17 protein-coding genes are annotated in these 21,814 nt (G+C 40.2%); 6 read left to right on the top strand and 11 right to left on the bottom strand.

Annotated features, from left to right (window positions below):
* Nucleotides 1-17: 17 nt before the first annotated feature.
* From lptC to BM015_RS03440, 4 genes are read right to left on the bottom strand one after another with little or no spacing between them, the layout of a single operon-like run.
* Nucleotides 18-587 (bottom strand): LPS export ABC transporter periplasmic protein LptC, encoded by a 570-nt coding sequence (lptC, locus tag BM015_RS03455; protein WP_090654493.1) that lies wholly within the window; start codon nucleotides 585-587, stop codon nucleotides 18-20.
* Entirely contained in the window at nucleotides 580-1,989 is a 1,410-nt protein-coding gene (locus BM015_RS03450) for a hypothetical protein (RefSeq protein ID WP_143075737.1), read from the bottom strand. Before BM015_RS03450 ends, lptC begins: the two co-directional genes overlap by 8 nt.
* Nucleotides 1,964-2,689 carry a type III pantothenate kinase gene (locus BM015_RS03445; protein WP_090654489.1) on the bottom strand — a complete coding sequence of 242 codons (726 nt, stop codon included), beginning with the start codon at nucleotides 2,687-2,689 and terminating at the stop codon, nucleotides 1,964-1,966. Before BM015_RS03445 ends, BM015_RS03450 begins: the two co-directional genes overlap by 26 nt.
* Nucleotides 2,690-2,694: 5 nt before the next feature.
* Entirely contained in the window at nucleotides 2,695-3,342 is a 648-nt protein-coding gene (locus tag BM015_RS03440) for an LON peptidase substrate-binding domain-containing protein (RefSeq protein ID WP_090654487.1), read from the bottom strand.
* Between the two features lie 95 nt (nucleotides 3,343-3,437).
* Here BM015_RS03440 and meaB point away from each other — a divergent pair, with 95 nt between their 5' ends.
* Nucleotides 3,438-4,343 carry a methylmalonyl Co-A mutase-associated GTPase MeaB gene (gene meaB, locus BM015_RS03435; protein WP_090654485.1) on the top strand — a complete coding sequence of 302 codons (906 nt, stop codon included), beginning with the start codon at nucleotides 3,438-3,440 and terminating at the stop codon, nucleotides 4,341-4,343.
* Between the two features lie 10 nt (nucleotides 4,344-4,353).
* Here meaB and BM015_RS03430 read toward each other — a convergent pair whose 3' ends face one another.
* Complete coding sequence (locus BM015_RS03430) at nucleotides 4,354-4,599, bottom strand: hypothetical protein (RefSeq protein ID WP_090654482.1); 246 nt, start codon at nucleotides 4,597-4,599, stop codon at nucleotides 4,354-4,356.
* Between the two features lie 186 nt (nucleotides 4,600-4,785).
* On the opposite strand from BM015_RS03430, the gene BM015_RS03425 reads away from it, so the two are divergent.
* Nucleotides 4,786-5,370 carry a zinc ribbon domain-containing protein gene (locus BM015_RS03425; protein ID WP_090654480.1) on the top strand — a complete coding sequence of 195 codons (585 nt, stop codon included), beginning with the start codon at nucleotides 4,786-4,788 and terminating at the stop codon, nucleotides 5,368-5,370.
* 5 nt (nucleotides 5,371-5,375) lie between these two features.
* Nucleotides 5,376-6,140, top strand: coding sequence for a CPBP family intramembrane glutamic endopeptidase (locus tag BM015_RS03420; protein ID WP_090654479.1), 765 nt, complete (start codon nucleotides 5,376-5,378; stop codon nucleotides 6,138-6,140).
* Nucleotides 6,141-6,212: 72 nt separating this feature from the next.
* Here BM015_RS03420 and BM015_RS03415 read toward each other — a convergent pair whose 3' ends face one another.
* Together BM015_RS03415 and rpoN are read right to left on the bottom strand one after the other, a co-directional pair.
* A complete protein-coding gene (locus BM015_RS03415; RefSeq protein WP_090654478.1) occupies nucleotides 6,213-6,878 on the bottom strand; it encodes a hypothetical protein in 666 nt (221 codons plus the stop codon).
* Between the two features lie 27 nt (nucleotides 6,879-6,905).
* On the bottom strand, nucleotides 6,906-8,396 hold the full coding sequence (gene rpoN / locus BM015_RS03410) for an RNA polymerase factor sigma-54 (protein ID WP_090654476.1): 1,491 nt from the start codon (nucleotides 8,394-8,396) through the stop codon (nucleotides 6,906-6,908).
* A gap of 70 nt (nucleotides 8,397-8,466) precedes the next feature.
* On the opposite strand from rpoN, the gene BM015_RS03405 reads away from it, so the two are divergent.
* The 3 genes from BM015_RS03405 (at nucleotide 8,467) to BM015_RS03395 (ending at nucleotide 11,202) form a co-directional block, all read left to right on the top strand.
* On the top strand, nucleotides 8,467-8,781 hold the full coding sequence (locus BM015_RS03405) for a hypothetical protein (RefSeq protein WP_090654474.1): 315 nt from the start codon (nucleotides 8,467-8,469) through the stop codon (nucleotides 8,779-8,781).
* Between the two features lie 64 nt (nucleotides 8,782-8,845).
* Complete coding sequence (locus tag BM015_RS03400) at nucleotides 8,846-9,949, top strand: Gfo/Idh/MocA family protein (RefSeq protein ID WP_090654472.1); 1,104 nt, start codon at nucleotides 8,846-8,848, stop codon at nucleotides 9,947-9,949.
* A 143-nt stretch (nucleotides 9,950-10,092) separates the two neighbouring features.
* Nucleotides 10,093-11,202, top strand: a complete 1,110-nt coding sequence (locus BM015_RS03395) for a hypothetical protein (protein ID WP_090654470.1) — start codon at nucleotides 10,093-10,095, stop codon at nucleotides 11,200-11,202.
* An 18-nt stretch (nucleotides 11,203-11,220) separates the two neighbouring features.
* On the opposite strand, the gene BM015_RS03390 is transcribed toward BM015_RS03395, so the two are convergent.
* From BM015_RS03390 to BM015_RS03375, 4 genes are all read right to left on the bottom strand, one after another.
* Nucleotides 11,221-14,562: a VCBS repeat-containing protein gene (locus tag BM015_RS03390; protein ID WP_090654468.1), complete on the bottom strand. Its 3,342-nt coding sequence runs from the start codon at nucleotides 14,560-14,562 to the stop codon at nucleotides 11,221-11,223.
* A gap of 24 nt (nucleotides 14,563-14,586) precedes the next feature.
* Nucleotides 14,587-16,725, bottom strand: a complete 2,139-nt coding sequence (locus tag BM015_RS03385) for a CRTAC1 family protein (protein ID WP_245751194.1) — start codon at nucleotides 16,723-16,725, stop codon at nucleotides 14,587-14,589.
* A 203-nt stretch (nucleotides 16,726-16,928) separates the two neighbouring features.
* Entirely contained in the window at nucleotides 16,929-18,461 is a 1,533-nt protein-coding gene (locus BM015_RS03380; protein ID WP_090654463.1) for a RagB/SusD family nutrient uptake outer membrane protein, read from the bottom strand.
* 51 nt (nucleotides 18,462-18,512) lie between these two features.
* Nucleotides 18,513-21,677, bottom strand: coding sequence for a SusC/RagA family TonB-linked outer membrane protein (locus tag BM015_RS03375; RefSeq protein ID WP_177191797.1), 3,165 nt, complete (start codon nucleotides 21,675-21,677; stop codon nucleotides 18,513-18,515).
* Between the last annotated feature and the right edge of the window lie 137 nt (nucleotides 21,678-21,814).

The raw sequence follows: 21,814 nt of genomic DNA, 5'->3' as shown, positions 1-21,814 counted from the left end.
TGTGCTAAAGCAGAATTTTAATTTGCAGGAAGCGTGCTATCCGGCACATTAATCGGCCCTCTTGCGTTGAAGATGGTATAATGATTAAAATTCTGATCAGCCGTCATGCTATCACCATCAAGCTTTTCATCAGGCTTGCGTATATGCACCGGGAGGCTTGTATAGATTATTTCCTTATCCTGGTCCCACCATAATTCTTCGCTGCGCAAAGTATCGCCCTGCACATTAAAAACAACCACGCTGTCTCTTAAAAACACTAAATGTTTATTGGGGTAATACAACCCATATTTTGCAAACAGCTTGCTTTGCAGTTTTACGCTGTCGTAAAAATCCACATGAAGCGTTTTGGGAAATTCTGTTTTAGGCGTATCGCCCTGCGCCATCGTCATTAAAGGAGTGGTAAGCTTTGCTTTTGTAATGCCACCCTGGCTAAAATAGCTTGTAACATCTGTAGCCTTATCCGTAGGTATTGTTTTTTTTGCAAGGTCCTGCACCTGCTGATAATCGTTATGGCAGCTATATAAAAAAAAGCAGCCGGTAATAAGGGCTGCTTTAAACATTTTTATATAAGGCAATTTATTAGTCATACTTGCGCTTGATGAACCAAATATCGCTTAAAGATAAGCCTACAGAAATTTTGAAAAAGTTTTCTGTTATATTATTAACAGTGCTGCCTCTTTTCCCAAATTCAAGTGCCGTGTTTATCATGGTAAACTGCCTGTCGTAAGAATGATATTTTCTTAAGTTAAAAGAATAACCCAGCGTGAAAGCCTGCGTTTTATAGCCATTGCCGTCAGCATTTATATAATCCTTGCCATTGTAATATCCAAACCTGTAAATGCCGTTTGAAAGAATGCCCTTGCCGGTAAGCGGATTTGGTGAAAATTCGATACCGCCGCGGATAAACCAGCTATTATTCAATTTATCGGGCTGGCCATAATCGCGGTATTTTGACCATTGTGCAAAATTATATTCTACGCCAATGCCCCATTTTTTTACACTAAATGGCCCGTTAGAGAGCATATTGCTCAGCATTAACCCGCCGTTAAAGCTCATTGGCAATGTTATGTTGCCATGCAATGTGCCCACTCTGTAAACACTGTCAACAGCCACTATATCGCCATCGTCTTTATAATAAAAAGTTTCTCTTGTAAGGTCCCGTGAAGCGTCGAGTTTTTGTTCTAAAGTTCCCGAAGCGCCCACAGTAAGCACATAAGAATTCTTTAATTTGGAAATGGGGTCTGTTTTTTCACCCACAGTAAAGCTTGCCATAAAACCGGGGTTTAAAAATAATCCCCAGAAATGCGTAGAATCGGTTGAGTTGGAATTATACCAGGTTTGGTAAGAGCTGTCAGAGGGGAAACTAACCTTATTGCTTATAAACTTGGTGCCCCATTCATAGCCGGCATTAAAACCAAGGCTAAAGCTATTGTTGGGATTTTTCTTATTCTTCCATGTTTTGCCAATTCCCAAAAAAACCTGGTTTAGCCCGCCGTTTCCTTCATGCAGGGTTTGCAGGCTGTCGGTAATACCAAGGCTGTCATAAGCAATACTGCTTCCTTCTTCAATACTATAATTTATTCTTGTGGCCGGTCTTAACCCAAACACAAGCGCCGCACCATTAATATTGCCCGGCTTTGTTAAAGGCATGCCCAGTGTTAAGTAGGAAGGAGTAAAATTTACAGACTTGTATTTGTTTACCGGTGTTTTGCTCAGCAGGGAGCGGCTGTCAATGCTTAAAGCGAAATCATAAGTAACAAGCCCGAGCGAACCATAGCTGGCCGGGTTTATCGTATTAATGAATTGTGAGTTTGTAACAGTGGCACCCAGGCCGCCCATTGCCCTGGCAGCAATATTTTGCTGCGGGTAAACATCTCCAATGCCATACCTGGAAAATGGAGAATTTTCCTGGCTAAATGAAGTACTGCATATCAATAATAAAAGAACACAGAAAAAAAAATATTTAGCCGTTGGTTTCACTAAGTGCATACAAACCATTAAAGATTAAATGAGGGTTTGCAAATATCTTGTTTTTGATAAGAGGCACAAAAAAGCTCATATCACCACCGGTTAAATGCACGTTAAAGTTGCCGTATCTAAGGTTGTATTCGTCAATAATACCATCCATTTCTTTTGCCATGCCCAGTATAACGCCGCTCTGCAAATTGGTTTTTGTATCGTAGCCCACAAGCGGAAAATTAGAACTGGCAGTTTCAAGTGGCAGTTTTGCCGTAAACTGGTTCATGGCTTTAAAGCGCATATTAAGCCCCGGTGAAATGGCGCCACCTAAAAATTCGTGCAGCTTATTTACAAAATTGTAAGTAATGCAGGAGCCTAAGCCAATGATGAGGTTATGCTGTTTGGGATAAAAGTAAACGGCAGCGGCAACCAGCGCCAGCCTGTCTGCGCCCACCGTTTCCGGTTTGCCAACCGGTATGGTAAAAGGCAGTTTTGATTTTTCGCTGAGCTTATGAAATTTTGTTTTTTCTTCAAGCAGGGCTTCTATTTCGGGGTTATGATTGATAACGGATGATAATATAGATTTCCTGGGCTTTTCTTCAGTAATGATTTTTTCTATTGACGCTACGCTATCGTCTTCAAGCGTTATTACTTTTACTATTTCCTTATTATTAAAAACGGCGCATTTAAGGCGCGTATTCCCAAAATCGAAGCAGAGCGTGGTTTTCATAATTACTATTTACCGAAATTAAAATCAAATCCTTTTAATTCTTTAAAATGCCCGTTCAACTGAATTTTCTTTTTCAACGTTTCTATACCTGCTACCACGGGGATTGTTTTTTGCAGATGACGGCGTAAATATTCCATCCGCTGGTCTTCACGTAAAAGGCACAAAAGCTCATATTCCTCTTCCAGTGAAAGCGCCGCATGATGCGCAATGTCATAGCTTTTTAATGTTTCATCGGGTTTATTAAAGTCTTTCTGAATATTTAAAAGACGATGCAGTTGCCGCATGCCATCAATTATTTTATGCGTGTGCCGGCTTATGCCGTCTTCATCATTTGGCAGGTGTTTTACAATAGCGCCGCTATACAGTTTGGCCGGAATGGAGTTAATTACTTCGAGCACCCTGAACACACTTACGCCTTCAGTCTTTACATCCATTTTTCCATCAGCATATTGTTTTACGATTTCAGTGACCTTTACCAATGTGCCGGTTTCAGCAATTTTATTTTTTAAAACAGGCGGAATGCCAAACATCTTTTTTTCTTTAAAACATTCGGCTATCAGTTGCTTATACCTTTCTTCAAAAATATGCAGATTAAGATGTTCGCCCGGATAAACTACAATTTCAAGAGGAAATATTGGAATAAAATTAGTCATAACGCAAAGGCAAAAATAAACATTGAGCCATACTTCGAAAACAATCGGCTTATTTTTGATAAATCTTTAAAGCTGATTATAAACGGGTGCACATAATGCAGTGGAATAATTTATTGCAGCAAATACAAAACGATAATGTTAAAGCGCTTGCCCGTGCTATTTCTTTAATTGAAAATGAATATGAAGGGTATGAAGATTTTTTAAAGCTGCTGCCTTTTTCAAACAAAAAAATAATTGGTATAACCGGGCCGCCCGGCGCAGGAAAAAGTACAATCGTTGATTCCCTCATCAATGAGTTTGCTGCAAACAATAACAGGGTTGCTGTGTTGTGCATCGACCCTTCTTCTCCCTTTACGCAAGGCGCCCTGCTTGGCGACAGGATAAGAATGAATGATTGGTATAATAATCCAAACGTTTTTATACGCTCACTGGCAAGCCGTGGCAGCATGCATGGGCTTCATCCTAAAATAATTGAAATAACGGATGTGCTGAAGGCTGCGCCTTTTGATATAATTATTGTTGAAACCGTTGGTGCAGGCCAGATTGAAACGGAAATTGCCCGGCTCGCCGATACTTCAGTAGTAGTGCTGGTGCCCGAAGCCGGCGATGAAATTCAGAATATGAAAGCCGGCTTGATGGAGATTGCCGACATATTTGTTGTAAATAAAGCCGACAGGCCGGAAGCTGATAAGCTTGTAAAAAATATGTTAGCTATGCTGCCGCTTTCTTTACACGAGAAACAAAAAAAAGCGCCGGTGCTTAAAACAATTGCCACAGAAAAAAAAGGTATTAAAGAATTGTCGGAAAAGATTATCAGGCATCAGCAAACTGAGACAGGGAAACTTAAAAGTTTTATGATGCATGCCGAAAAGGTTTATAAACTGATAGAACAAAAAAGAATGAGCGATATTGATATAAAAAGGCTCGCTGCGGAAATAGAGAAGTTATCAGCAGATAAAAACTTTAGCCTTTACCGGTTTGCAGAAACCTTTTGCAAATAAATACGAAAGATTAGTTGTTCTTTTCGGCTTCGCCGTCTTTAAGCGCTTTTTCACTGCGCCACCAGCGATAACCAAGAAAGCCGGCAATAGTGAGCGGTGTAAACATTAAATAAATAATGCCGCCATTTAAGCCCTTGCCCTGTTTTTCCCCAAGCTGGGAAGCGGTTTTTGTACAAATAGAACATTGGGCATCGGCTGTATTTGCCTGCACCAGGAATAATAAAGTGATGGAAAAAATAAAAGCCAGCTTCTTCATGATCCACTTATTTCGGCCCCAAAGATACGAAGCCCGGGCTACATTAACTTAATCCGTTCATTATGTTTAATTGTCAAGTTGCATCATAATAATGCATGCATTATTACTTTCACTTTATTTTAATTGCCGGTTGGCGGCTGTTCTTAAAACGCAAATATTTTTTTGATTTAGATTCGTTATATATACATGCTATCTGAAGAAAACATATTATACATTCAGCAGATTAGCGCTTTGCAGCCGCAGCCGGTGCAAACAAAACCGGCAGCTTTAATTTGCCATCATTGCAATTATGTAAATGAAACTGAATTTTTGTATTGTACCAATTGCGGTTATCCTTTGCAAAACAAGCAAGGCAGCAATAGTTATAAACAACGTATTGAGCAACGCAAAACAGCCTTGCTCAAAGCGGAAAATGCTGTGCTGGCTGCAAGAGTGGTTTTGTATATTATTGCCTCATTTTTATCGCTGGGCTTTTTTTTCATTTTTGCTGAAAGCAACCGGAAATATATTGTTGTACTGATGGCATTATTACTTTCCGGGTTATTTTTTTTGCTGGCTTCCTGGAGCCGCAAAAACCCTTTCCCTGCATTGCTTACCTCTTTTATAATGCTCATTGCTTTTTCAACAATTAATATCTTCAGGAGCCTTACAATTTCCACCATAACATTCCGGGGCATAACCGGCATTTTAATCTGCCTTGCTTTATTAATGGTAATATTAAGAGGGTTGCAGGGCGCTTACCGCATTAGTTTAATTAAAGAAGAATTATAAATAAAATGATATCGCCTAAAACCAGTGATGCAAATTGTGAAACCTGCAACAGCAGCATAAAACCCCATCATCGCTTTTGTTATAATTGCGGCGCTTATCTCGGCACATATAATGCGCCTGTTACAATATTCAATAACCGGAATTTAAGATCTGCGTTTTTTTTCTTTATTGTGTACTTGTTTGTTTGCCTGCTGGTGCAGTTTACAGGCTGGTTTAATATTTACAGCCGTTTGTTTTGGGTTGAAATATTTCTTGCGGGCTTCACTTTATTTCATGTATATAAAAACTATGACGCAATTAAGCCTTTGCTCAGGTTTAATAATTTTAATATAGTAAGGTTAGCTGGTTGTATTTCGTTTGCTGCTATGGCTTCATTTGTGGTGAACGTTATTGTTACCAAAATGAACTATTCATTTTTCAGGACAGATATAACGTATTATCATCTTTACAGCGCTTACAGCGTGCCGGCGCTTATCATGGCCTATTCTATTGCACTCAATCCTGCCATAATTGAAGAGCTTGCGTTCCGCGGCGTATTGTATAATTATCTTAATGCTTTTTTAAATGAAAGGCTGGTTATTATTGTTACCGGTTTCGCGTTTGGTATGATGCATCTCAGCTTTATTTCATTGTTCTGGTTAGTGCCGTTTGGTATTTTAACCGGCATTATGCGCCGTCGCTTCGGCACAATATGGTACGGTGTTGTATTCCATTTTGTTTTTAATCTTATTGCGGTATTATTTGATTTGTACAGGCATGGGCATTTATAAGAAGCTTCAGGCTTGCTGAAGTGATTTAAAATTTGAATGCTTGCGGCGTGAAGCTAACAGCTTGCAGCTATTTTACAATGCAATCCACAAACCCAGCAACTGGCCGAGCGCTCCCACTATCAATCCTGCATATATTTCTGCTGAAGAATGCTGGTTAAGCAGCAGGCGTGCCGTACAAATAAGGCCACATAAAAAAATGGCAATCATAATATCTGTACCCAGATAAATTTGATAACGGGCACAGGTTAAAATGAGAAATGTAAGCATTGCGCCCGCCCCCATTGCATGCATGCTTATCTTGATGAAGTTGTTAACAACAAGGCCGAAAACTGTATTTAAAAAAATGCCGAAATAAAAGAATTTCAATACATCCGGCTGATCGGTAAAATTCCTGCTTAAATACCAAAGCCACCAGTAAAATATCATGGTGATGATATACGGAATGATTCGGTCTTTTTGTGTGCGCAGGTAAATGCTTTCAATAAATTTCAGCCGCCATAAAAGGAACACCGCAAATGCAGGAAAGAAGCTTGCATTTAAAAAAACGCTGACTGTTTTTAACGTTAAACCCGCAGTTGTTAAATCACTAAACTGAACAGGAAAACGCTGTGTCAACCAAAAAAAAATATAGCTGGGAATAAACAGCGGGTGCAGAACGTATGAAATGATTTTTGCCGGAATTTTTAATGCAGATGATTGATACAATCCTTCATTATAATCCAAACTTTGATCAACCATATTCCCATTAAAATTTAAAACTGTTCTTTATAATTCTTTACGCAGACGTGCCACCGGAATATTTAACTGCTCGCGGTATTTGGCCACCGTGCGCCTGGCAATATTGTACCCTTTTTCCTGAAGCAGTTCTGTTAAGCGTTCATCGCTCAGCGGTTTCTTTTTACTTTCAGCCTCCACTAAATCACTCAAAATTTTCTTTACTTCTCTTGTACTTACTTCTTCGCCGCTGTCCGTACTTAACGATTCACTGAAGAAAAATTTAAGCCTGTAAGTGCCAAACTCTGTTTGCACAAATTTGCTGTTGGCTACACGGCTTACAGTAGATATATCGAGCCCGGTAATTTCTGCAATATCTTTTAAAATCATCGGCTTAAGCGTGGTTTCGTCACCAGTAAGAAAAAAGTCTTTTTGATAATGCATAATGGCGCCCATGGTGCTGAGCAAAGTATTTTGCCTTTGCTTAATCATATCGATAAACCATTTGGCCGAATCAATTTTTTGTTTGATAAACATTACCGCTTCTTTCTGCCGCTTATCTTTTTTGCTGCCGCGGTCATATTCTTTCAGCATATCGCGGTAGCCTTCGCTGATGCGCAGGTCAGGCGCATTTTTCGAATTGAGTGTAAGCTCCAGTTTGCCCGCATTGTTGATGATGAAAAAGTCGGGGATAATATAGCTTTCAGCTTTGTTTATTTCACCCACATTTCCGCCGGGCCTAGGGTTTAATTTTAAGATGAGATTGATAACATCTTTCAGTTCTTCATCTGAAATGCCAAGCCCGCGCTGAATTTTTTCGTAGTGTTTTTTTGTAAACTCGTCAAAGTACTTTTCAATCACCTGGATGGAAAGGGTAACGTCACGGCCATCGGCCTGTTGGCGCAATAGCTGCAGCATTAAACATTCCTGCAAGTTCCTGGCGCATACGCCGGGGGGGTCAAATTGCTGTATCAGTTTTATAAGGTCTTCAACTTCGGCCTCATCTGAATCTATATTTTGCCTGAAGGCAAGATCATCTACAATGGAAGATAATTCGCGGCGCAGGTAACCATCATCATCTATGCTGCCCACAATCTGCTCAGCAATTTTTAATTTTCTTTCATCAAGTGACAGCATGCCTAACTGGTCAACCAGTATGTCGTGCAATGTTGTTTCAACTCTTAACGGAACTGTTTTTTGTTCTTCATTATCGCCGTAATTATCATCACGCAGTTTGTAATCGGCAATCTCATCATCGCCATCATTCACATATTCTGAAATATCAATATTGCCATATTCCTCTTCGCTGCCATCATATTCTTCATCATTAGCCTGTTCAAATTCCTCATTGTTATGTTCATGTTCCTCAAAGCCTTCTTCACGGCCTTCTTCTCCCACCTCGAGCGCCGGGTTTTCTTCCAGTTCTTCTTTAATCCTTTCGTCAAGAATAGCCGTAGGTATTTGCAGCAGCTTCATCAATTGAATTTGCTGCGGCGATAACCTTTGTAATAATTTCTGTTGTAATGATTGACTTAATGCCATGCTTCTACGGGTAAAGTTTAATCTGAATTTAGCAATGCAAAGTAATTACAATACTTAATTTAGCGCAAATATGCTCTCGAAAAATAAAACATTCATTGCATTTACTGTTAAATTCCTGTTTGCTGCTGCTGCATTGCAGGCGCAACCTGCAAACGATTCAGCAAGGCAAAAAATGGATTCGCTTGCAGTAATGCGGCAATTTATATTTTCAATAAAACAGCCGCCTTTGCCAAAACAATTGCCGGGCAATTTTTATACAAAGCAATTACCGTTTTTTTGCAGTAAAGAACTGTTGGTTCAAAAAGCTGTTGGCTTCCCGGTAAAGTTTCGCATCGGCTCTGTTGAATATTGCGACAGGCTGGAAGGAAAAACAGGTAAGTTTTAAGCAAGCCTTATTCAAATAATCAAAACGTTAAACGCTGTTTGTTAACTTTATAAAAATCTAACGTATGCTAACATCATCCCGCAGAACTGTATTAAAAACTTTAGGTATTATGGGCAGTGCAATAGCTTTCTCACCCAATGTGCTGTTATCGGCCACAGGCAGAAAAAAAGAGAAGCTTGGCGTGGCCCTGGTTGGGCTTGGCTATTACAGCACCGATTTGCTGGCGCCAGCTTTACAGCAAACAAAATATTGTTATCTCGCCGGCATTGTTACCGGCACGCCTTCAAAGGCTGAAGCCTGGAAAGCAAAGTATAATATTCCTGATAAGAATATTTATAATTATGAAACGATTGGAGATATTGCAAATAACCCTGACATTGATGTAATATATATTGTGTTACCGCCATCAATGCATGCGGAGTATGTAATTAAGGCGGCTAATACCGGCAAGCATGTTTGGTGTGAAAAGCCTATGGCTGTTACTGCAGAAGAATGTAAAAGCATGATAGATGCCTGCAATAAAAACAAAGTGAAGCTTGCCATTGGTTACCGTTTACAGCATGAGCCCAATACAAAAGAATACCGCCGCATAGTGCAGAACAATTTATTGGGCAAAGTAAAGAAGCTTAATTGCGCCGCAGGATATTATGAAACACGCACCAATCACTGGAAGCAGAAAAAAGAAATGGGTGGCGGCGTAATGCCTGATATGGGCGTTTATGCCATACAGGGTGCAAGGCTTGGAACAAATATGGAACCGGTGTCTGTAATTGCTGCAAAGGCTTCCACAACAAGGCCTGATATTTATAAGAACGGGCTGGATGAAACAATGGTTGCACAGCTTGAATTTCCCGGCGGTGTAATTGCTGATATAAAAGCAACTTTTGGAGAGAACGTAAACTTTCTTGATATAACCTGTGATAAAGGTATTATTAAACTGAAACCATATTCCGCTTATGATGGCGCAAAAGGTTCGAGCCCGGTAGGAGAGATCAATCATTCGTATAATGTGCCCTGGCAACAGGCAAATCAAATGGATGATGATGCACTTTCCATCATGCAAAATAAACCTATGCTTGTGCCTGGTGAAGAAGGCCTGCGTGATGTGCGCATTTTCCAGGCTATATATGCTTCGGCGGCAAGTGGCAAACCTGTTTCGCTTGTATAATTAATACCATAGTATAACATAGTAATGAATAGTGAGTGAAATGGAACATTCTTGTCTCATCCCTCATCTTCATTATTATTAACTCACCATTAATGAAAACACCAGGAATAAAATTTTGATTAGCTAACCTGTTATCTTTTTGTATGGGAAAAATGTATGCTGAAAAACAAACCGCTGCTGCTGCGCCGCCCGTTAATACAAGTTTTTTCGCACCAAAAAATATAATCCAGCGGCAGCCTGATACAGTTGAGCCTGTAAATTATCTCAGCCTGATAAATATGGACGAAGCCAATCAATCGAATATCAAAAACCTTAACCAGTTTTCCAATGAACGCTACCTGCTTTCTTTGTTTCTGAATGTGCCCATGCAGGTTACAACATCAAGGCCTGCCAGTAATGAGGCGGAAGATATTTCGCCTTTAACATTGGCCATTGCCGCCTGGCAATATGATTATATTAATGATAAAAGCGGCAGGTTTAAAAAAGAAAAAAGCACTGTAGCTAACGTAACAGGCAAGTATAAAGATTCCCTCAATGCTATGCTGGAAAATGGTTTTGACCCGAAGGGAAAAACACAGGACTGGAAAACAATTGACAGGAATGATGCAGCCGCTGTTCTGGAAGCTGAAAAAACCTACAAAGAATCTATTAAAGATAATGCTGCTGCTGATGCAAAGCGGCAGGCAATTGTTGATCTTGCATTATCACAAACAGGCAGTGTGGTGGCAGTGAACAGGGGCGATGGTTCAAAATTCGGATGGGAGAGAATAGCACGTTTTTATGAAGTGGCGCAGGAAGAATTTAATGGGCCGGATCAATTTAAAAGAACAAGAAATGATGAAGGTGCACCCATTGACGAACCGAAAGAAACTGATCTTAAAAAGTCAAAACTGGCTGGTATTAAAGCTGCCAACAAATTCGCCAACGATAAAACAGCCGACTGGTCGTGGTGCGGTATATTTACTGTTTGGGCAATACGAAGCATAACAGGTAAGGGGAGCTGGAATGCAGGCCCGCAGGGCTTTGGAGATAAAAAAGGTGATATAACCAATGCAAAAAAAGGTGACATTATCAATATAAAACCGGGCTCTAATCCAAACAATCATCATTTTATACTGGCGCAGGATATTCCATCCGATGCAACAGACAGCTATGTTTTATATGCGGTGGAAGGAAACATAGATTTGCAGGGTATTAAAGCAACGCACCGCTGGAAGCTTAGTGATGTATCAGGATATTATTCAACGGTGTAAAGTTCTTTTCTTTGTAGCTTATCGTACTTCAAACACCCTTAAGTAATCATCATTTACAGCAACAAGAATAAGTTTTTTATTATTTGCAGTTGTTATCATCTTCATATCTTTTATATCGCCGTCAATTTTTAATCCTGTTTCATTATAAGGCACTGCTTTAAACTGATGCTGATTATTTCCTTTTAAAAAACATCCGTAAGAAGCATCATAACGGCCGGTTACTACTTCAGTTTGATATTCATTGCCTGCCAGTAAAATATCTTTTATGCCGTCTCCATCCATATCAGCGCATATAATTGCATTTACTGGTGCAAACTGCGCTTCAACAGGTAATGCATGCATTTCAAATTTGCCATTGCCTTTATTCTCAATCCAGCAACTGCGTGTTTCATTACAGGTTAAAACCAATAAGCTTTTGCTGCTGCCAAAAATTTTATCGGCTGTTGCCATTGTAAAATCTTTGTTGGTTGCAAATTGTTTATTTATCAGCGGCACCTGCATGGCCAATTGGTTTTTATTGATAGATGGATACAATTTCCTTTTGCCATCTGTATCTTTTATGTAATAAAACAACAGGGGATCGATGCTTCCATTCTTATCAATATCCTCGGCATATAATTTTACAGGATATTGTGCGGATGCATGATAATTACAATTCAAACCCAAATTACCGGCGATAAAATCTGTATCTCCATCTTCATCCACATCTGCTGCAATGAGGCTGCGCCATAAACCATTCATATTTTGCAAACCGGTTGATGCGGTAACTTCCTTAAACGTTGATCCATTATTTTTAAAAAAGCGTACCGGCATATATTCACCTGTAATAATTAAGTCAGGCTGTTTGTCGTTATCATAATCTGCCCACTGCGCTGCTGTTACCATGCCTGCTTTGGCTAAAGCCGGGCACACTTTGTTTGTTACATTTGTAAAAACACCTTTATTATTTTGCAGTAAATAAGTATTGGGCGGCAAAGGATATTGTTTGGAAACGCGGCCACCGATAAACACATCCATATCGCCATCGCTGTCATAATCTGCAATGGCAACACAACCTGCAATGGTTCTTACATCAGATGGAATGGCATTAATGCTTAATGTAAAATTTCCTTTGCCATCATTTAGGTATAAACGCGGCTGATAATACATGGATGTATCATTAAAACGCATGTCGCCGTAAGTGACTAATAAATCTTCATCGCCATCGCCATCGGCATCAAAAAAAGTGCTGGCAGCATCTTCTTCAAATTTTGAATTTTGCGTAAAATCCCTTCCATTAAAGGCGCCGTTATTTGTTTGCATGAAAACCTTTCCGTTAGAGTTAAACCCGCCGCCAATATAAAAATCCGTTTTGCCGTCATTGTTTATATCTCCGGTTGAAATAAACGGCCCTAACTGCGAATATTTTTGTGGTAATAACCGTTGCTCAGCATAATCATTAAATATATAATCGTTGTGTTTATAGGCCGCATTTACAGTGGCCGTCACATCAATAAAAAAAGATGGATTGGTAGCGGGAGATGGCTGCCATATTTCGTTTGCATTTTTTTGGTGCAAAGTATAAGTGGAATCAGCATTTATATTTTGCAATACCTGTTTTTTATTGTTCGGCCAGATAATAATAACTGAATCTGCCTTTGCATTATTCCCCATGCCGAATAAGAGCTTTGTATCAACAGAAGATAAATAACCACGAACCGGGTATTGTTCCTGCACCTGCGCCGTACCATTTGAATAAACAAAAAGTTTAGCGCCAAAACCATTTGTGTTTAAGCTATCACCTTTTAATAGGAAACTTATACTGTGACTGGTTTTTGGCTTGCCCGGCTGATTTTCATTATTGATTAAAATGTATGCTTCTTTATTAATGTTGTTCACAACCAAATCAAGATCGCCATCATTATCCAGGTCGATATATGCTGCTCCGTTTGATAAAGAATTTTGTTTGATGCCTGATGAATCTGTTATGTTTGAAAAAGTATAATCACCATTATTCCGGAACAAATAATTAGGCAGATCGACATGATTGAGCGCAACCAGTTTGTCTTTTAATATTTGTCTTGACTGTTCCCCACCCATATTATTATCATTTGTTTGGCTGAGGGAAATAAAATCTGCATTGATAAAATCCCGGCCAATGCCATTGGTTATATGCAGATCTTTATAACCATCGTTATCAAAATCTGCAAAGAGGATGCTCCAGCTCCAGTCGGTTTCGCTTATGCCTGCCAGTTGTCCAATCTCGCTGAAAAAGGGGAGCAGTGTATCACCTTTGTAATAGTTGCCATTATTTAATTGCAGTACGTTACGTGAAAATTCCGGTGAATATCCCATAGATCTTTCTTCCTGGTACCGGTCATAATTCATGAATGAGAAGATTTGTTTTTTTCTGTAGTTGTTTTCAGGCATCATATCAACAGATGCAAAATCGAACCTGCCATCATTGTTTATATCAGCAGCATCACTGCCCATGCTGCTATAGCTTTGATGTTTAGCGGCCGCGTCCAATATATTGCTGAATGTGCCGTTTTTATTATTGAGCCATAAATTATCGTTCGAAATAAAATCGTTGCTTACAAACACATCAGGCCATCCGTCCATATTGAAGTCGCAGACAGAAATACTCAGGCCATAACCATCTTCTTTAATGCCTGCTTCCATGGAAACATCCGTAAATACTGGGTGGCCATTTTTATTGCCATCATTTCTATAAAGCCTGTCATTTGCAGGAGAATCGCCGGTTGTATTTTTTCTGAAAAGATAGTTGGCTGAATAGGATGCATTCAACATGTAATTGGATAAATACATATCGAGATCGCCATCTTTATCATAATCAAAAAAAGCAGCCTGTGTTGAGTAGCCGGTATCGGCCAGGCCATATTCAGCAGCCGCTTCTTTAAACGTATTATTTTTTTGATTGATGAATAGCAGATTGCGTGCACGTGCATTTGAGTTATTGCTGTAAGTGCATAGATAAAAATCATCGTAGCCATCTGCATTAATATCAACAACGCTTACACCGGTTATCCAATCTTTGGTAGCAACACCAGCGCCCGCAGTTATATCTTCAAATTTATTATTGTTTTTATTCAGATAGAGCTTGCTGCTAACCTGGTTGCCGCAAAAGAAAAGGTCTTTTAGGCCATCATTGTTTATATCTGTAACACCAACGCCGCCGCCCATATAAGCAAATTCATTCAGCGCTTCGCCTGCTATTTTTGTTTCATCAATATCATTACTGAACGTTATACCTGTTTGGGTTGAAGGCAAAAAAGTAAATAGCTGTTTTTGCTTTTTTGCTTTGCAGCTAAGTATCATGCAACTGATAAGTAAACAGAAAATAGCACTGCTATATTTCATACAATATTAATTAGTAGGCTTGCTTTAATGATGTTGTTCAGTATGATCATGCATAAGCTGTTTGTCATGTGTAAAATCAAATCGTTTAAGTTGATAGGTGCTGTAATTACTATCACCTTCACGTATTTTAATATTGGTATTTGAAGGCAGGTTTTCAAACACCTGCACCTTTCCTGTTACGGGCCATGTTATTTCAACTTTGTCAACAGCAGTTGCACGGCCAATGCCTATATGTTGAAATAAAGGATTGGCGCCAAAGCTGCCACCGCTGTTTACATCGCGGTAAACAGAGCGTGCTGTATTACTGTCTTTGAATGTAATTTTTATTCTTGCACCGATGGCTGCTCTATTCGAAATTGTTCCTTCGAGGGAAAGATTTATCCAATGATTATTAGTTTGGCCTGGATTTAAATACAATGAATTTTCATAGGCATCGCCGCTGTATGCGCCGCCCATCTTTATATAAATATCCTCATTGCCGTCGTTATCCAAATCAACAAAAGAAACGCCATGGCCTTTTTGCAGATTGCCAACGCGGGCAGACGTTGTAATATCTAAAAACCTTTCACCATTTATGTTTTTAAACAATTTATTTGGCACTGCCGATTTAAGGTTGGGATTACCGGTGCCGAGATAAAAATCGAGGTAACCATCATTATCTATATCGCCGAAATTGGATCCCATTGCAAAAGCAATTTTATTTAGCCCCACTTTGGCAGATACATCTTCAAATGTGCCATCATGTTTATTTCTGAATAAAAAAACCTTGCCTGCATTGTTTACCGGAGCATTTGATGTTTCAGCACCTGCATAATAGGCAAGCGATTCGGTGAATTCATAACCGCACACCAAAATGTCAAGCCAGCCGTCATTATCATAATCCCAAAACCATGTGGGAAAGCTGCGGGTGACATTGTTGCTTAAGCCTGACTGTTTGCTTACATCTTCAAACTTCACGGCACCATTCTTAACCGAAGTATTTTTCAATAATATTTTGTTGCCGTTTAATGTGGAAATAAAAATATCTGTTAATCCATCGTTATTATAATCACCGGATGTAACGCCCTTTACAAACCGTGTTATGGCACAGCCTGCTTTTGCCGCGGCTTCCGTAAATGTGCCGTTTTTGTTATTCATATACAATTCGCACGGATGTATTTCGCCTCCGGGTTCTGTTTCGTTGCCTATAAAAACATCAAGCCAGCCATCATTATTAAAGTCAGCCCAGGTTGCTGTTTGTGTTGGATGAAATGAAAGCAGGCCGCTTTCTTTTGTAACGTCAGTAAAAGTACCGTCGCCATTGTTTCTTAATAGCGAATTAGGGCTTTTTCCGTAAGCGCCTTTCCAGCCGCCCCTTGTTATAAAAATGTCTTTGAAACCGTCGTTGTTATAATCTGTTTGCATCATGTTAAGGCCGCCGGTTAAATTGCCTAACCGGGATGAATCAGAGACATCAGTAAAAGTACCATCAGCGTTGTTCCTGTAATAATGCATCGGCTCGCTGAGCGACCAGCTGCTTATTACTATATCGGGATAGCCATCATTATTAAAATCATCAACAATATTGCCACCTGCCTGGCATTTATAGTTGAGACCAATGTTTGCCGCTACATCAATAAATGATTTTACACTATGCAGGCTGTCCTCATTTTTTACAGCTAAAAGAAATTGCGGCGGCACCTGTTTGGGATATGCGCCTATTGTCATATAAGCTATATTCAACAGCCATTTTGATTCGAGGTCGCCGGGGTTATCAATTAATACCTGTGTATATAACTCAATGGCTTTTTCAGAAGGCGTTTTGTTTTTATGAATACCGCCATTTGCGATAGGATAGATGCAGGATTCTGCACTGTGGTTATTAATGCAGTTCATTCTTTCGCCTAATCTTAAATAGGATACGGCAAGGTCTTTCAGGATGGATTGCCGCCTGTCGAGATCACCGCCGGTTTTACCAAGCATATCCTGAAAAATATCAATTGCTTTTTGTTCTTCACCTAACTGTAAAAGTGCATTGGCTTTTTTGTTCAGCGCCTGGAATATCATCTCTTTATCAGAAGTGTTGTTCAATACGGAATCGCAAAGTTTTATTAAAGCAGAAGGGCTGAAAAGATTGTTTGGATTATTGTATTCTTTTTCTTTTGCCTTCAAGATATCAATCATGTATTGATTGGGCAATGGTTTCTGTTTGCAGGAAGCAAGAGATATTGCGAAAAGTAAAAGTATAATTATGCCTTTTTTTGACATTGCACCCTTCTTAAATTATTATATCAAATAAAAGAATTCAAAAGGAAATATATGTGAGTTGTCAATAAAAAAATAGAGGCTACCTGGTAGCCTCTATTGCATTGAAAACGATCATTAATTTATTTTATCAATGGATTAGCGGCTGTTTCGCTGGCCGGGATTGGGAAGAATTCTACCTGCCCGGGTTTTGGATCAGGGCGGATGGATGGATAATAACCTTTTGCCCGCCATCTTAAAATGTCAATATTGTTTACTTCTTCGCCACATAATTCTACTGTTCTTTCATGCATTACTGCTGCAATTGCCTGGTTTTTTGTAGCAAGTGTAACCGGAGGCATATTTACGCCTGGCCTTGCACGCACTTCGTTTATATATTTGGCGGCATTGGCCGGTGTGCCGGCTTCTGCTTCACATTCGGCGAGCATCAATAATACATCGGCATAACGGATTATGCGCTGGTTTAAACCATCCGGATGAAAACCATCGGCAGTCCAGTCAAGAATTGAATATTTGCGATATACCCTTTTTTTCTTTACGCCATTCCTGGTACTTTGGGCCACGTTCATTCCTGATTCAGTAAGTTGTGTGCCTGTTTGTGTGCCCGCCATGGTTTCAATCATGTCGCCGGATTCAAAAAAGGTATATTTATACCTGGGATCGTTGGGCTCAAATTCATCCAGCACCGCATCGGAAGGAACCACGTTGCCCCAAACTATTCCATACTCCTGGCTGCGCATAGTACTTGCGTTTGCAGTGGGGCCTTCACCTGTATAACCCCAGTTAAAGTTATTATCGCCTTTATCCACAAAAGCTACCTCAAAAACAGATTCGGCATTGTATTCATTCCCTGTTGCAATCTGGTTGCCTCCCAATTTAACGTCTCCATCAAAATTATGCAGAAAAGGTACGAGGTTGTATTTGCCGTATATTTTCAAGAGCGCATCTTTGGCTGCTCCATAATCGCCTTTTTGCATTTGCACTTTGCCAAGCATGGCATAGGCAGCGCCTTTTGTTGCGCGACCCGGCTGGGATTGAGCATCGGGCAATTTGGCTGCAGCATCTGTAAGATCACTTATTATTAAAGAATAAATGTCGGCTGCTGAAGATTTCCCTTTATAATCGGATGGTGTTGCAATAGGTTCTGTGTACATGGGAACATCGCCCCACATTGTTACCAGTTCAAAATAGGCCCATGCCCGCAGGAATTCGGCTTCTCCAACTGATATATCCCTTGATGCCACATCATCTGTTACATCAGGCGCTTTTGCAATAACGAGGTTAGCCCTGTTGATCATTTGGTAACATCCACTCCAAACGCTCGTGATTACGGTATTGGAAGCGGATGGTGAGGCTTGCTTCAACAGTTCTGCTCTTGGAGCTTCCAGTTGAGAGCCGCCCGCTGCGGTTTCGGCGCCCCGCATATCATGAGTGAAAAACCATTCGCGGCCAACCAAATTGCCGGCACGTAAAATAGAATATATACCGTTTACGCCGTTTTGTAACTCGGTAGCGGTTTTAAAATAGCTCTGTACGGTGGGGTTATTCTGGTCGGTAACATCCAGTTTTTTATTACAGGCTACTATAGCAGCTGTGCCTATCACAGCGGTTACAGCCAGCACTGTTATGTTTCGTTTTATATTATTTGGTTTCATCTTTTAATTTTTATGTGTTAGTCAGACGCTTGCTTTAAACACAGGCGTTTTTTAAAAGTTTACATTAATACCTACCTGATAGCCTTTAGGCTGAGGATATACGGCATAGTCAATGCCATTGGTTAGTGATGAACCACTTGGATTTCTGTTACCCACTTCAGGATCATAGCCGCTGTATTTTGTAAACGTCAGGATGTTTTGTGCTGATACATAAATAGTAAGGTTCTTAACTGCTCCTCTTGTGATAGATTGCAACGATTTATTTGCAACATTATAGCTCAACATGATATTTTTAAGACGGAGATAAGAGCCATCTTCCAAAAACCGTCCTGAAGGCCTGGCATTCTGATTAGGATCAGAAGAGACAGCACGGGGAACATTGGTATTTGTATTCGACGGCGTCCAGGCATCTAATACTTTTGTACCGGCATTAAAGAAACGTACCATTCCTTCTGTGGTAGTGCGCAATGCATTGTATATTTTGTTGCCTTGTACACCCTGGAAGAAAACAGTCAGGCCAAACCCTTTATAGTTCGCGCCGGCATTAAGTGCATATGTGAATTTTGGAATAAAACTGCCTAAAAATGTACGGTCATTACCGTCAATAACACCATCACCATTCAGGTCTTTAAATTTAAAGTCGCCGGGAGATGTACGGGGTTGTGATGGATCCTGAGGGGCAACCTGTGTTGCATGTTTATCAATCTCATCCTGTGATTGAAAAATCCCTTCTATTACCCAGCCATAAAAAGATTGAACTGGATGGCCTGGTGCCGTATTGGTAACATTGTACCCTTCCGTAAGGTCAACATCAGACCCGGCTTCTATATTAGTTACGCCTTCTGCCAGGGAAAGTACTTTATTGGAAATAACACTGAGATTGGCTGTTGCGTTCCAGGTAAAATCACCTTGCGTTTTGTTATAACCTAGCTGAAACTCAAAACCATTGTTTCTCATTGCTGCTACGTTTTGATTCACAGTACCGTTTAAGAATCCAAGTGAAGGTGCAATGGGAAGCGCAATGATCAGGTTATCTGTTTTACGCTGGTAATATTCGGCTGATAAGGTGATTGAATTATTCAGTAAGCCAAGATCCAAACCTATATTTAGCTGTTTGGTAGTTTCCCAGTTCAAATTTGAATTACCTAATGCCTGAATTGAAGATACCGGGCCACTTGTTAGAACATCGCCAAAAGGATAATAAGCGCTGTTGGAACTAACACTTACCAGCCAGGGTGTATTTCCTAAAACAGTACCATTAAGACCTGTGACACCATAACCAGCACGTACTTTCAGTTCAGAAATCGTTTCCTGACCTTTCATAAAATCTTCCTGGTCTATTCTCCAGCCTACAGAACCGGATGGAAAGGTTGCCCATTTTCTGCCCGGAGCCCAAACAGAAAGGCCATCCCGGCGTATGGCGCCGCTCAACAGATATTTCCCTTTATAATCGTAGGTAACACGACCGAGATAGGATATGAGGGAATTTTCTCCAATAAGCGTTTGAACAGAAACATTACTTGCATTGTTCAAGGTTTTAAGTTCATTGGAAGCCTGGTTGCCGCTTGCATTTTCATTGCGTACCCGCTGGCCCTGGTATTCATATACAGCCGTTGCTGTAACATGATGATCGCCAAATGTTTTATCAAACGAAAGCTGTTGAGTATATAACTGAACAGTAGAAACTGACCTGTTGTTAGTAATGGTAGCCAGTATGGCGCTTGAGCCGGCTACGGTACCACCATCATTAAATATGGGTGCAAAGCGATAGTCTAATCCATTGGCATAATCAATGCCCATTGTGGAGCGAAACTTTAACCAGTCAGTAAAATTTATTTCAGCATATGCTGTTCCTAAAATTTTTGCCACTTTCCTGTTGCCCGGGTTTTTCACAACTGCATCTTCAATGGGATTGGTGGGGTCGCCGCCATCCAATACAGAGTTTACACCCCTAAAGCCATCTGAAGTGGTAGGGTCGTACACCGGCATATAAGGCATCAGTTTAATTACATTCACCAGGTTTGACCTTGTGCCTGTTTCATTATTGTCATAAGCCTGGTTGCCATAAGCCATATAGAGGTTTTCGCCAAAAGTGAAGACCTTGCCAATTTTATGTTCTGAATTTATGCGGAAGTTATAACGGCGATAACCTACAGTAGGTGAGGTGCCTTTTTGATCAAAAAAGCCGGCAGAAGCATAAAAGCGGGAAACATCGTTACCGCCACTTAAACCTATATTGGTTTGCGTCATTGAACCTTGTTTAAAATATGCATCCTGCCAATCGGTAACATTATTACCATAAGTGGTGGCAGCGCCGTCGTAAATGGGCTGGTTAACCCATACCGGGTCGTAGCCTGGATCACGCCTGGGCACTAAACTTCCTCTGTAAGCGATAGCATATTGATCAAATTGTTCAGGATTTAGCAGGTCTAATCTTTGGGTAATATCCTGAATGCCATAATAAGAATTAAGGTTTACATGAAATTTGCCATCCCGGCTGCCTTTTTTGGTAGTAATCATAATTACACCGCTGGTTGCCCTGGAGCCATATATTGCGGCTGCAGAAGCATCTTTCAATACATCTACAGATTCTATATCCCTTGTATCAATGGTTGAGAGATCGCCTGTAGGGAAGCCATCCACCACATATAAAGGATTAGAAGCATAACTAATAGAACTTATACCTCTTATAGTAACAATCGGGGATGTACCGGGGCTCCCGTTGTTTACAACCGAAAGACCAGGCACACGGCCCTGTAATGCCTGCTGCACGCTTACAACAGGAACTTCATTTAATGTTTTATTGTTAACCGTGGAAATAGCCCCCGTAACGTTTGTACGTTTTTGGGTACCGTAACCAACAACAATTACCTGCTCAAGCTGGGAATTAGTTAAGGTTAATGAAACGGTTATGTTGCTTTGGTTGCCCACCGTAATTTCCTGGGCGGTAAAGCCTACAGAGCTTATTACCAGCATATCCGCAGGTGATGCGGATATAGAAAATGCTCCGTTTTCATTGGTGGTAGTTCCTCGGGAAGTTCCTTTTACGGTTACGGAAGCTGCGGGTACAGGTTTGCCTGTTTCATCCGTAACTTTTCCCTGTACTGTCTGGGCATTCGCAGTGGTTTGAAGTGCCGAGAAAAAAATAAACGCTAAAATGGTCAGTACCTGTTTTCTGGCAACAGCAAACAAATACCTCGTTAGTCGATTTGGCATGTTGATAATCATAAGAGTTGTTTTTAGAAAATAAAAAGCTGTGTTATAGGCTGTAAAAAAATTGTGTTTCGGTATATAGTTGACATACTAAAGCAAAGCAATTTTATCATCAATCGTTGTACGAATAGTCTTTAAGA

Source organism: Parafilimonas terrae (assembly GCF_900115755.1).
Classification (GTDB): Bacteria; Bacteroidota; Bacteroidia; order Chitinophagales; family Chitinophagaceae; genus Parafilimonas; species Parafilimonas terrae.
The sequence above is the reverse complement of the archived record's forward strand: the minus strand, read 5'-3'. Positions and strand labels throughout refer to the sequence as shown.